General features: G+C 71.3%; 11 protein-coding genes. 8 read left to right on the forward strand and 3 right to left on the reverse strand.

Annotated features, from left to right (window positions below):
• Positions 1-28: 28 nt before the first annotated feature.
• The gene (locus tag K3769_RS15225) at positions 29-1,627 is read right to left on the reverse strand and encodes an acyl-CoA carboxylase subunit beta (RefSeq protein ID WP_267026967.1); all 1,599 of its coding nucleotides are present in this window, start codon (positions 1,625-1,627) and stop codon (positions 29-31) included.
• 153 nt (positions 1,628-1,780) lie between these two features.
• On the opposite strand from K3769_RS15225, the gene K3769_RS15230 reads away from it, so the two are divergent.
• Positions 1,781-2,686, forward strand: coding sequence for a biotin--[acetyl-CoA-carboxylase] ligase (locus K3769_RS15230; RefSeq protein ID WP_267026968.1), 906 nt, complete (start codon positions 1,781-1,783; stop codon positions 2,684-2,686).
• Positions 2,687-3,201: 515 nt separating this feature from the next.
• Positions 3,202-4,308, forward strand: a complete 1,107-nt coding sequence (locus K3769_RS15235; protein ID WP_372515149.1) for an adenylate/guanylate cyclase domain-containing protein — start codon at positions 3,202-3,204, stop codon at positions 4,306-4,308.
• Between the two features lie 121 nt (positions 4,309-4,429).
• On the opposite strand, the gene K3769_RS15240 is transcribed toward K3769_RS15235, so the two are convergent.
• Positions 4,430-5,239, reverse strand: coding sequence for an enoyl-CoA hydratase/isomerase family protein (locus tag K3769_RS15240; RefSeq protein WP_267026970.1), 810 nt, complete (start codon positions 5,237-5,239; stop codon positions 4,430-4,432).
• Between the two features lie 132 nt (positions 5,240-5,371).
• Here K3769_RS15240 and K3769_RS15245 point away from each other — a divergent pair, with 132 nt between their 5' ends.
• The 4 genes from K3769_RS15245 (at position 5,372) to K3769_RS15260 (ending at position 10,348) form a co-directional block, all read left to right on the forward strand.
• Positions 5,372-6,514, forward strand: coding sequence for a GGDEF domain-containing protein (locus tag K3769_RS15245; protein ID WP_267026971.1), 1,143 nt, complete (start codon positions 5,372-5,374; stop codon positions 6,512-6,514).
• A gap of 110 nt (positions 6,515-6,624) precedes the next feature.
• Positions 6,625-8,163, forward strand: a complete 1,539-nt coding sequence (hutH, locus tag K3769_RS15250; protein WP_267031390.1) for a histidine ammonia-lyase — start codon at positions 6,625-6,627, stop codon at positions 8,161-8,163.
• Between the two features lie 201 nt (positions 8,164-8,364).
• Positions 8,365-8,568, forward strand: a complete 204-nt coding sequence (locus K3769_RS15255) for a cold-shock protein (RefSeq protein ID WP_003969786.1) — start codon at positions 8,365-8,367, stop codon at positions 8,566-8,568.
• A 157-nt stretch (positions 8,569-8,725) separates the two neighbouring features.
• Positions 8,726-10,348 carry a DEAD/DEAH box helicase gene (locus tag K3769_RS15260; protein ID WP_267026972.1) on the forward strand — a complete coding sequence of 541 codons (1,623 nt, stop codon included), beginning with the start codon at positions 8,726-8,728 and terminating at the stop codon, positions 10,346-10,348.
• An 85-nt stretch (positions 10,349-10,433) separates the two neighbouring features.
• Here K3769_RS15260 and K3769_RS15265 read toward each other — a convergent pair whose 3' ends face one another.
• Positions 10,434-10,790, reverse strand: coding sequence for an LAETG motif-containing sortase-dependent surface protein (locus tag K3769_RS15265; protein ID WP_267026973.1), 357 nt, complete (start codon positions 10,788-10,790; stop codon positions 10,434-10,436).
• Between the two features lie 110 nt (positions 10,791-10,900).
• On the opposite strand from K3769_RS15265, the gene K3769_RS15270 reads away from it, so the two are divergent.
• The gene (locus K3769_RS15270) at positions 10,901-11,254 is read left to right on the forward strand and encodes a hypothetical protein (RefSeq protein WP_267026974.1); all 354 of its coding nucleotides are present in this window, start codon (positions 10,901-10,903) and stop codon (positions 11,252-11,254) included.
• 210 nt (positions 11,255-11,464) lie between these two features.
• Positions 11,465-12,736 (forward strand): L,D-transpeptidase, encoded by a 1,272-nt coding sequence (locus tag K3769_RS15275; protein ID WP_267026975.1) that lies wholly within the window; start codon positions 11,465-11,467, stop codon positions 12,734-12,736.
• The last annotated feature ends 90 nt before the right edge of the window (positions 12,737-12,826 follow it).

Consider the following 12,826-nt stretch of genomic DNA (forward strand, 5'->3'; position numbering starts at 1 on the left):
CGTTGCCGGGCGGGCTGCGTACTGCGTACTAGAGGGGGATGTTGCCGTGCTTCTTCGGCGGCAGGGACTCCCGCTTGGTGCGCAGCGCCCGCAGGCCGCGTACGACGTGGGAGCGGGTGTCGGAGGGCAGGATCACCCCGTCGATGTAACCGCGCTCGGCCGCCGTGTAGGGGTTGAGGAGCGCGTCCTCGTACTCCTGGATCAGCCGGGCCCGTGTCGCCTCCTGCTCGGCCTCGGGGGTGGCGGCGATGGCGCGGCGGTGCAGGATGTTCACCGCGCCCTGGGCGCCCATCACGGCGATCTGCGCGGTCGGCCAGGCCAGGTTGAGGTCCGCGCCCAGGTGCTTGGAGCCCATGACGTCGTACGCGCCGCCGAAGGCCTTGCGGGTGATGACCGTGATCAGGGGGACGGTGGCCTCGGCGTAGGCGTAGATCAGCTTGGCGCCCCGGCGGATGATGCCGGTGTGCTCCTGGTCGACGCCCGGCAGGAAGCCGGGGACGTCCACGAAGGTGAGGACGGGGACGTTGAAGGCGTCGCAGGTGCGCACGAAGCGGGCCGCCTTCTCGCTCGCGTCGATGTCCAGGCAGCCCGCGAACTGCATCGGCTGATTGGCGACGATGCCCACCGGGTGCCCCTCCACGCGGCCGAAGCCGGTGAGGATGTTCGGCGCGAACAGCGGCTGCGTCTCGAAGAACTCGGCGTCGTCCAGGACGTGTTCGATCACCGTGTGCATGTCGTACGGCTGGTTCGCGCTGTCCGGGATCAGCGTGTCGAGCTCGCGGTCCTCGTCCGTCGTGGTCAGGTCCGCCTCCTCGGGGAAGGCGGGCGGCTCGCTGAGGTTGTTCGACGGGAGGTAGGACAGCAGCGACTTGACGTACTCGATCGCGTCCTTCTCGTCGCCCGCCATGTGATGGGCCACGCCCGACACCGCGTTGTGGGTGCGCGCGCCGCCCAGCTCCTCGAAGCCGACGTCCTCGCCGGTGACCGTCTTGATGACGTCCGGGCCTGTGATGAACATGTGCGAGGTCTGGTCGACCATCACCGTGAAGTCGGTGATGGCGGGGGAGTAGACCGCGCCGCCCGCGCACGGGCCGACGACCAGGCTGATCTGCGGGATCACACCCGAGGCGTGCGTGTTGCGGCGGAAGATCTCGCCGTACATGCCGAGCGCCGCCACGCCCTCCTGGATCCGGGCGCCGCCCGAGTCGTTGATGCCGATGACCGGACAGCCGGTCTTCAGAGCGAAGTCCATCGCCTTCATGATCTTCTGGCCGAAGACCTCGCCGAGGGCGCCCCCGAAGACGGTGAAGTCCTGGGAGAACACGGCCACCGGACGGCCGTCCACCGTGCCGTAGCCGGTCACCACCCCGTCCCCGTACGGGCGGTTGTTCTGCAGGCCGAAGTCCGTCGAGCGGTGCCGGGCGAACTCGTCGAACTCGACGAACGAGCCCTCGTCCAGCAGCAGCTCGATCCGCTCACGAGCCGTCAACTTGCCCTTGGCGTGCTGCTTTTCGACGGCACGCGCCGAGCCGGCGTGCGTCGCCTCGTCGATGCGGCGCCGCAGATCCGCGAGCTTGCCCGCGGTGGTGTGGATGTCGGTCTCGTGCTGCTGTTCCGGCTCGGACATCGGGATGCGGCTCCCTGCCTGCTCAGTGGGGACGTGAGGGTGAGGTGCTCAGAAGGGGGTTGGGCTCAGATGGGGGATCGGCTACTCATCCGTAGCGTAGTGGCGTGCCTACCGATCGGCAGTGCGGCGTTTACCACACCTAGGGTGGGTTGCATGACGCCGCGAGATGACTCAGACGCGAACAGCGACGCGCACAGCAATCCGTGGTCCGACCTGGACCGTCCGCCGCTCAACGCCGTGGCGCTGCGCCGAGCGCTCGTGCGCGACGGGGGGCGCGCGGGCCTCTGGTCCGACGTGCGGGTGGTGGCCCGTACCGGCTCCACCAACTCCGACCTCGTCGCCCTCGCCGCGGACGGCAGGGCGGCGGAGGGCGCGGTGCTGATCGCCGAGGAACAGCACGCCGGACGGGGGCGCCTCGACCGGCGGTGGACGGCGCCCGCCCGCTCGGGCCTCTTCTTCTCCGTGCTGCTGAAGCCCACCGGCGTCCCCGTCGAGCGGTGGGGCTGGCTGCCGCTGCTCGCCGGCGTCGCGACGGCGACGGGCCTCTCCCGGTCGGCCGGCGTGGACACGGCCCTGAAGTGGCCCAACGACCTGCTGGTGACGGTCGACGGCGTGGAACGCAAGGTCGGCGGCATCCTCGCCGAACGCGCCGGGGCCGACGCGGTCGTCGTCGGCATCGGCATCAACGTCACGCTTCGCGCCGACGAGCTGCCCGTGCCGGGCGCCGGATCGCTCGCCCTCGCGGGCGCGGCGACCACCGACCGGGACACCATCCTGCGGACCGTCCTCCGCTCACTCGAACAGTGGTTCGAGAAATGGCGGAGTGTGGGAGGCGATCCCGCCGCGTCCGGCCTGCAGGACACCTACGCGGCCGGCTGCGCGACGCTCGGCCGGGAGGTGCGCGCCGAACTGCCCGGAGACAGGTCGATCGCCGGGGAGGCGGTCGCCCTCGACGGCGACGGACGGCTGGTACTGGCCACCGCGGAAGGGGTGCAGCAGCCCGTGGGCGCCGGAGACATCGTGCACCTGCGCCCGGCGGGATCCCCGGGGGACGAGTGACGGACGCGTCCGGTGGGATCACCTGGAAACGGGTGACGGACGCGTTCGGTGGGGTACGCGGGGCGTTCCGCGCGTTCTCCGCGCCGGCCGCCTGTTCGCGCTGGTGGTGAGCAAGGGGCGCAGCCGGGCCGTACGACAGGGAGCGGGCCGGGAGGGGACCACCGGACGTACGTGGACGGAGCGGGTCGTGGGCCGTCCGGCCTCGGCGGTCGGGAGTGAGCCACAGCACACCTGCCGTAGAGTTGAGGCCGGTCGATACCTGACCGCGGCAGATCGAAAGGGCAGCAGGCGTGACGGTCGACGACAGCGGTTCGGGCACGGGTGACCCCGCCTCCGACGGGGATCCCGGGCGTGCCGCCAGGTCTGTCGCCGACACGGCGCCCGCGCGGGTCGACCGCACCGGGCTCCACGCGCGCGTGGAGGAAGAGGAACAGGAACAGGACCCAGTGGACGCGCAGGACGGCCGGACCGACGTGCAGAACGGCCGGGCGGACGTGCGGGACGACCGCACAGACGTGCAGAGCGCCCGGACGGGCGGGCAGGACGGCAGGACCGACCAGCCCGCCGCCGAGTCCGACGACGATCCGCTCGCGCTCCGGCTCGAACAGCTCATCCTCGGCGCCGAGCGCCGCTACACCCCCTTCCAGGCGGCCCGCAGCGCGGGTGTCTCCATGGAGCTGGCCTCCCGGTTCTGGCGGGCCATGGGCTTCGCCGACATCGGCCAGGCCAAGGCGCTGACCGAGGCCGACGTACTGGCCCTGCGGCGACTGGCAGGTCTCGTCGAGGCGGGGCTGCTCAGCGAGGCCATGGCGGTCCAGGTGGCCCGGTCCACCGGCCAGACCACGGCCCGGCTGGCCGAGTGGCAGATCGACTCGTTCCTGGAGGGCCTCACCGAGCCGCCCGAGCCGGGCATGACGCGTACCGAGGTCACGTACCCCCTGATCGAGCTGCTGCTGCCCGAGCTGGAGGAGTTCCTGATCTACGTCTGGCGGCGCCAGCTCGCCGCCGCGACGGGGCGGGTCGTGCAGGCCGCGGACGACGAGGAGATGGTGGACCGGCGCCTGGCCGTCGGCTTCGCGGACCTCGTCGGCTTCACCCGGCTGACCCGTCGCATGGAGGAGGAGGAGCTCGGCGAACTCGTCGAGGCCTTCGAGACGACCGCCGCCGACCTCGTCGCCGCGCACGGGGGACGGCTCATCAAGACCCTGGGCGACGAGGTGCTGTACGCCGCCGACGACGCGGGGATCGCCGCCGAGATCGCGCTGCGCCTCATCGAGACGATGGCCAACGACGAGACGATGCCGGAGCTGCGCGTCGGCATCGCCTTCGGCACGGTCACCACGCGCATGGGCGATGTGTTCGGTACGACCGTGAACCTCGCTTCCCGGCTGACGTCGATAGCTCCCAAGGACGCGGTCCTGGTCGACGGGGCGTTCGCGGAGGAGCTGATCCGCACGGGCGACGCGCCCGCCTCCGAGGCCGTGGCCGTCGAGGAGGCCGTCGCCGCGGAGAAGGAGGGCGAGGAGCCGCCGGCGTACCGCTTCGGGCTCCAGCCGATGTGGCAGCGGGCGGTGCGTGGGCTCGGCGTGGTCGAGCCGTGGCTGATGAGCCGGCGGGGCTGAGGGCTCGCCGCCCTTTACGGGGTGTCGCTGTCCAGGCAGAGGCCCACGATCGGAACGCAGAGGGCGTCCGGCGGGGCTGGGGGCGTGGTCGCCGACCCGGGCGGCGGCGGGGGCGAGGAAACTACTCCCCGGGCCACTCCGGGCGGCGTTTTTCGTTGAATGCCGCCACCCCCTCCGCCCGGTCCCCCGAGAACGCGACCGATCGCCACGCCGCGTCCTCGATCTCCAGGCCGGCCCGGAGATCGAGCCCGTGGCCGAGCCGCAGCGCGCGCTTGGCGGCACGGAGCCCCACGGGCGAGTTGCCGGCGATGCGCGCGGCCAGCGCCAGCGCCTCCGTGCGGTCCTGACCGTCGTCGACCAGCACGTCGACCAGCCCCAGCTCCCGCGCCTCCGCGGCCCCCACCCGCCGTGCCGAGAAGATCAGCTCGGCGGCCCGCGCCGCCCCCACCCGACGCGGCAGCAACTGCGTGCCGCCGCCGCCGGGGATGACGCCGACCGACACCTCGGGCAGGCCCACCGCCGCCGTGCCGTCCGCCACGATCAGGTCGCAGGCCAGGGCCAGCTCGAAACCGCCGCCCAGTGCGAAGCCGTGCACGGCGGCCACGGTGGGCATCGGGAGCTCCAGCACCCCGGTGTAGGCGGCCCGCGCGACAGGGCGCTGACGGACCAGCTCGGCGTCCGTGAGGGAGTTGCGCTCCTTGAGGTCGGCGCCGACGCAGAACGCCCGCTCGTGGGTCGAGGTCAGCACCACCACGCGTACGTGTGGGTCGGCGGCCAGCGCCTCGCACGCCGCGGCGATCGAGCGGGCCATCGCGGACGACACGGCGTTCATGGCCTTGGGCCGGTCCAGGGAGAGTTCCGCGACGTACGAGGCGTGGTGGCGCACCGCCACGTACTCCCCGAACCGTCGCGTCGAGTCCTGCTCCGTCATGTCCATGCTCCCCGGGTAGCGGTTAACGTGAGTTAACTTCCGGGGCGATCATCTCAGCGGGCCGTCCGCGACGGAACCCCTGTTCGCCGCGTCGACCTCTCAAAGTCGTACAAACCTATCTAACCTAGGGTAATGGGTGGTGACGATGTGCGACTGAGGGCCGTGGTGTCGCTGGCGCAGGGCATGGCCGCCGCGCACGCCCCGCGGGAGTCGTGGCGCGCGGCGGCGGACGGGGCCCGCCGGGCGCTCGGCGGGAGTTTCGCCGCGCTGTCCGTGTGGGAGCGGCAACTGGGGCGGCTGCGGGTCCTGGTGAACGCGGGGGAGCGGGCCCCGGGCGAGGAGGAGTTCCCGGAGTCGGAGACGTATCCGGTGCATCAGTTTCCCGAGATCACCGAATTTCTCCACGAGCGATGGGTGGGTGGCGGGGAGCCCAACGCCTGGGTCGAGACGGCGGACGGTCCGGCCATCGGGGGCGCCGAGTACTGCCATCAGAGGGTGGCCGCACTGCGGCGGCGCGGACGCGGCTGCTGCGTCGTCGCGCCGATCGTGCTGCACGGGCGCGCCTGGGGCGAGCTGTATGTCGCCCGGTCGGTCGGCGCGCCCGTCTTCGGCCGGGCCGACGCCGACTTCGCGACCGTCCTCGCCTCCGTGGTCGCCGCCGGGATCGCGCAGACCGAACGGCTGGAGGAGGCGCGGCGGCTCGCCTTCACCGACGCGCTCACCGGTCTGGCCAACCGCCGGGCCGTGGACATGCGCCTGGACGAGGCCATCGAGTGCCATCGCGCGCGGGGCGTGGTCGTGAGCCTGGTGGTGTGCGACCTGAACGGGCTCAAGCGCGTCAACGACACCCGGGGGCATGCCGTCGGCGACCGGCTCCTCGAACGTTTCGGGTCGGTGCTGTCCCTGTGCGGCGCGATGCTGCCCGGCACGCTCGCCGCCCGCCTCGGCGGTGACGAGTTCTGCCTGGTCGCGGTCGGGCCCGCCGCCGACGAGGTGGTCCGCGTCGCCGAGGAGCTGTGCCGCCGCGCCGGTGAGCTGGAGCTGGGCGAGGGGGTCGCGTGCGGGATCGCCTCGACCGGGGATCCCCTCGGGCCCGTCCGCTCGGCCCGCCGCCTCTTCCGCCTCGCCGACGCGGCCCAGTACCGCGCCAAGGCCGTACGCGCCACGAAGCCCGTCGTCGCCGGGCGCGAGGGCCCCGACGATCCCGTCGTACGCCTCGCCGACACGCCCCCGCCCGCGGCGGCCGAACGGCGCCGGTTCCGGGGTCGGCGGTAGGCCGCGCGCGGAGCCTCGGGAGGGACGCAGATGCAAGGGCCTGTAAGGACCCAACCCGGTACCCGCTAGTGACACCACCGCATTCACTGCGTACGCTCCTGAATATGGATATGCACTCTGTGGTGGTGGGGACGAGCGGGGTCACCGCGTCCGACGTGCTGGCCGTGGCGCGCGACGACGCCCGGGTCGAGCTCTCCGGTGAGGCGGTGGCGGCGCTCGCCGCGGCCCGCGAGATCGTCGAGGCGCTGGCCGCCAAACCCGAGCCCGTCTACGGCGTCTCCACCGGCTTCGGAGCCCTCGCGACCCGGCACATCAGCCCGGAACTGCGGGCCCAGCTGCAGCGCAACATCGTGCGCTCGCACGCCGCCGGGATGGGGCCGCGCGTCGAGCGCGAGGTCGTACGGGCCCTGATGTTCCTGCGGCTGAAGACCGTCTGCTCCGGCCGTACCGGCGTCCGCCCGTCCGTCGCGCAGACCATGGCCGACGTCCTCAACGCCGGGATCACCCCGGTCGTCCACGAGTTCGGCTCGCTCGGCTGCTCCGGCGACCTCGCCCCGCTCTCCCACTGCGCCCTGACCCTGATGGGGGAGGGGGACGCCGAGGGTCCGGACGGTGTGGTCCGCCCGGCCGGTGAACTGCTCGCCGCGCACGGCATCGAGCCCGTCGAACTGCGCGAGAAGGAGGGGCTGGCCCTCCTCAACGGCACCGACGGCATGCTCGGCATGCTGGTCATGGCCCTCGCCGACCTCGACACCCTCTACAAGTCCGCCGACATCACCGCCGCCCTCAGCCTGGAGGCGCTCCTCGGGACCGACAAGGTCCTCGCGCCCGAACTGCACGCCGTCCGGCCGCACCCCGGCCAGGGCGCCAGCGCCGCCAACATGCTGGCCGTGCTGAAGGGTTCGGAACTCACCGGGCACCACCAGGACGACGCGCCGCGGGTCCAGGACGCGTACTCCGTGCGCTGCGCCCCGCAGGTCGCGGGCGCCGGGCGCGACACCATGGACCACGCCCGGCTGGTCGCCGACCGTGAGCTGGCCTCCGCCGTCGACAACCCGGTGGTCCTGCCCGACGGGCGCGTCGAGTCGAACGGCAACTTCCACGGCGCCCCCGTCGCGTACGTGCTGGACTTCCTCGCCGTCGTCGCGGCCGACCTCGGGTCCATCGCCGAACGCCGCACCGACCGGCTCCTCGACAAGAACCGCTCGCACGGCCTGCCGCCCTTCCTCGCGGACGACGCCGGCGTCGACTCCGGCCTGATGATCGCCCAGTACACGCAGGCCGCCCTGGTCAGCGAGATGAAGCGGCTCGCCGTACCGGCCTCCGCCGACTCCATCCCGTCCTCCGCCATGCAGGAGGACCACGTCTCGATGGGCTGGTCGGCCGCCCGCAAGCTCCGTACCGCCGTCGACAACCTGACCCGGATCGTCGCCATCGAGCTGTACGCCGCCACGCGCGCCGTCGAACTGCGCGCCGGGCTCACGCCCGCGCCGGCCTCGCGGGCCGTCATCGCCGCCGTCCGGGCCGCCGGAGTGGCCGGCCCCGGGCCGGATCGTTTCCTCGCCCCGGACCTCGCCGCGGCGGACGCCTTCGTGCGCGGCGGCCACCTGGTCGCGGCCGTGGAGGCGGTGACGGGCCCGCTGGCCTGACGGACATCCGGTGCGAATGGGTGAGGGCTGTCGTGTGTCGTGTTCGTCACGGCGGCCCCGCCAGTTCGTGTGCTAGGGTTCATAGCGAAACGTTTTTGGTACCCATTAACTTGTGCGCCTGAAAGGATTCTCTCTCAGGCGCGTTTTGTTTTTCCGGTCATTTCCGGATGGGAGCCACACACCTATCCAAGGAGAAATGACATGGCTACTGGCACCGTGAAGTGGTTCAACAGCGAAAAGGGCTTCGGCTTCATCGAGCAGGACGGCGGCGGCGCCGACGTCTTCGCCCACTACTCCAACATCGCCACCTCTGGCTTCCGTGAGCTGCAGGAAGGCCAGAAGGTCTCCTTCGACGTCACGCAGGGCCAGAAGGGCCCGCAGGCGGAGAACATCGTTCCCGCCTAATTCCGGGACGCGCATCACGCGAGCCGGGGTCCGCACCTTCGGGTGCGGGCCCCGGCTTGTGCTGTCCGTGTGCCCTTGAGCACGGAATCCGTGAATGACACGGAATCCGTGACAGCACGGGGAACCGTGCGGCCCAGGAAGGAATTCCAGATCCAGCATGACTCGATCCGAACGTCCTGAACGACCCGCCGGCCAACGCCCGGTGAATTCCCGGGGTTCCCGCGGCTCTCGTGGCACACGCGGCGGAGGCCCTGCGGCCCCCGCGAACGGCGGCGGCAGAAACGTACGCAAGAAGCCCGTCGCGCCGGCCGCCCCGCCGCGCGAGTTCACCCTGCCGCAGACGCTCACGCCCGCGCTGCCCTCCGTCGAGTCCTTCGACGCGCTGGACATGCCGGCCGCGCTCGGCAAGACCCTCAGCGCCCAGGGTGTCACCGACCCCTTCCCGATCCAGGGCGCGACCCTGCCCAACTCCCTCGCCGGGCGCGACATCCTCGGCCGGGGCCGCACCGGCTCGGGCAAGACCCTCGCCTTCGGCCTCGCGCTGCTCGCCCGCACCGCGGGCCGCCGCGCCGAGCCCAAGGCGCCGCTCGCGCTCGTCCTGGTGCCCACGCGCGAACTCGCGCAGCAGGTCACCGACGCGCTCACGCCGTACGCCACGGCCGTGAACCTGCGCCTCGCGACCGTCGTCGGCGGGCTCTCCATCGGCAAGCAGTCCGCGCTGCTGCGGCGCGGTGCCGAGGTGCTCGTCGCCACGCCGGGGCGCCTCAAGGACCTGATAGACCGGGGCGACTGCACCCTCGCGCAGGTGTCGATCACCGTCCTCGACGAGGCCGACCAGATGGCCGACATGGGCTTCATGCCGCAGGTCATCGGTCTCCTGAACCAGGTCGAGCCGGACGGCCAGCGCATGCTGTTCTCGGCGACCCTGGACAAGAACATCGACCGGCTCGTGCGGATGTACCTCACGGACCCCGTCGTGCACTCCGTCGACCCCTCCGCGGGCGCGGTGACGACGATGGAGCACCACGTGCTGCACGTCGCCGACGAGACGGACAAGAAGGCCGTCGCGATGCGGATCGCCGCCCGTGACGGGCGCGTGATCCTCTTCGTCGACACCAAGCGCTCCGCCGACCGCTTCACCAAGCGGCTGCTCGCGAGCGGCGTACGCGCCTCGGCCCTGCACGGCGGACGCTCCCAGCCGCAGCGCACCCGCACGCTCGACCAGTTCAAGACCGGTCAGGTGACCGCCCTCGTGGCCACCAACGTGGCGGCGCGCGGCATCCACGTCGACGACCTCGACCTCGTCGTGAACGTCGACCCGCCGACCGACCACAAGGACTACCTGCACCGCGGCGGCCGTACGGCCCGCGCGGGGGAGTCCGGCAGCGTCGTGACGCTGGTCCTGCCGGAGCAGAAGCGGGACATGACCCAGCTGATGGCCAACGCGGGCATCAACCCGCACACGGCCCGCGTCAGGTCCAGCGACGAGGAACTCGTCCGGATCACCGGCGCACGGGAGCCGTCGGGCGTCCCGGTCGTCATCCCCGTACCGGAGCCCACGACACCCCAGCCCTCCCAGGGAAAGCCGCGGGCGCGGCGGGGTGGCGGCGGAGGTGGCCGCGGCGCGGCTGCCGCCGGTACACGTTCCGCCGGTACGCGGTCCGGTGGCGGCGGTGCCCGCACCGGGTCCGGTGCGGTGGCGGCCTCGCGTGGGCGCGGCGGTTCCGCGGCGGCGCGTACGCGCGGTGGGCAGTCCGGTGGTGGGCGTCGGTCCGCCTGACGCCTGACGGGGTGGGGGATCTGCCGTACGGCGGCCGCGGGTTCGTCGTGGTTGGCCGCGCAGTCCCCCGCGCCCCTTACGGGGCTCAGAACTCCGTCATGCGCTCCCTGCGCACCGAGTACACGACGAACCCCGCCCCCAGGGCCAGGAACAGCGTGCCGCCCGCCACGTACGGGGTCGTGTCGAAGCTTCCCGTGTCGGCCAGGCGGGTCTGGGTCTCCTCGGTGGTCGTGTCGTCGGCCGTGCCGGTTTCCTCGGTGGCGGCCTCCGCGGACGTGTCCGTGGAGGTGTGTGCCGCGGTGCGGACCACCGTCGTGGTCGTGGTCCGTGCTCTGTGCTCCGCCGGCATGTCGTCCGTCGCCTTGGCGGACGGGACGAACCACAGGGCACCCAGGAGGGTCCCCGCGGCGGTGGCGGTCAGCAACGATCGACGTGCGGACACGGAATATCGATCCCCTTGCGACGCTGGCGAATTGGCCGTGTGGGGCGATGTTAGTGAAAGGTGCGGGTCACGGGAAAGTCACGGTCGCCAGGAGTCGTACGCTCCCACGTATGAGCACACCTGAGACATCACGTTTTGTGCGGTTGCACGTCGAATTGGTCGTCGAGGTCGACGACGAGAACGCGCTGACCAAGGCGGCGCTCGGCCGCATGGCCGAGGATTCCGAGATCCCGGGCGACGAACGGGCCCACGCCGAGAGCACCGTGACGCACAACACGGCCGAGGCTCTCGCGTATCTCGTCGACCCGTTCGACCTGGTCGCGGACGTGCCCGGGGTCGAACTCGCCCAGGCCTCGTGGAGCAGCGAGCACATCGACTACGACCCCGATTCGCCGGATTGGGACCTGGACGAGGATGATGGCGCCTCGGACGACGCCTCGGACGGTCATGCGGTGACCGGCTGACGCCACCCGGGTAATTCGTGACCCCGGGCGGCAACCGCCACCCGGGGTTCTGTCGTCTCACACAGCGCACTGACCGACACCCGCACCAGGCGTATCCCCGTGGAACGACGTGGCATGCCCCACACCCGTGAGGGATGTGGAACGGGACGAACCGGTCGTAGCGTTAATTGGTGTTACGGGGACTCTCGTGGTTCAGGGGATTCGGCAACGATGGAGAAGCGTGTGATGACGGACAGTAAGCGGCGCAAGGGCTTGACGGTCGCGTCCGCACTGCTCGGCGGGGTGCTGATGCTCTCTGCGTGCAGCGGAGGGGGCGGCGACAACCCCAAGGGCGACGACGAGGGCGACGGCTCCTCGCAGTCCAAGGTCGACGAGGCCGCGGCGAAGAAGACGTCCGAGGCCCAGATCAAGATCACGCCCAAGGACGGTTCGGACAACGCCTCCATCAACAACGCCGCCGCGGTCACTGTGACCAAGGGCACGCTGAGTGATGTGACCATGAAGACGTCGGCCGGTGCCGCCGTCGAGGGCGAGATATCCGCCGACAAGAAGAGCTGGAAGCCCAGCGGACAGCTGGAGCGCGCCACCGCCTACAAGATCGCCGCGACGGCCAAGGACTCGGCCGGCCGCGCCGCCCACGAGAACGCGTCGTTCACGACGGTCTCCCCGGCCAACAGCTTCATCGGCAACTTCACGCCCGAGGACGGCTCCACCGTCGGCGTGGGCATGCCGGTCTCGATCAACTTCGACAAGGCGATCACGAACAAGGCGGACGTCCAGAAGGGCATCACCGTCTCCTCCACGAGCGGCCAGGAAGTCGTCGGCCACTGGTTCAACGCCCAGCGCCTGGACTTCCGCCCCGAGGAGTACTGGAAGGGCAACTCCACCGTCACCCTGAAGCTGAACCTCGACGGCGTCGAGGGCGCCGACGGCGTGTACGGCGTCCAGCAGAAGACGGTCACCTTCAAGATCGGCCGCAACCAGGTCTCGATCGTCGACGCCAAGACGAAGACGATGAAGGTCACGCAGGACGGCAAGACGATCAGGACCATCCCGATCTCGGCCGGCTCGCCCGAGAACAAGACGTACGAAGGCCAGATGGTGATCTCCGAGAAGTTCAAGGAGACCCGGATGAACGGCGCGACCGTCGGCTTCACGGACGACGACGGCAAGGGCGAGTACGACATCAAGGACGTTCCGCACGCGATGCGCCTGTCGAACTCCGGCACGTTCATCCACGGCAACTACTGGGGCGCCAAGTCCATCTTCGGCAGCGTCAACACCAGCCACGGCTGCGTGGGCCTGTCGGACACCAAGGGCGCCAACGACACGAACTCCCCGGGCGGTTGGTTCTACAGCCACTCGATCGTCGGTGACGTCGTGGACGTGCGCAACACCGGTGACAAGACCGTCGCCCCGGACAACGGCCTCAACGGCTGGAACCTGGACTGGGCGGCGTGGAAGGCCGGTTCGGCCGCCTGACCGCCGACCCGAACATCTCCGTCCCGAGGGCGGCTGCTCGTACGCGAGCAGCCGCCCTCGGCGTTCCCTCTGCCTTACGGGGACCCGAAC

The organism is Streptomyces ortus, assembly GCF_026341275.1.
GTDB lineage: Bacteria > Actinomycetota > Actinomycetes > Streptomycetales > Streptomycetaceae > Streptomyces > Streptomyces ortus.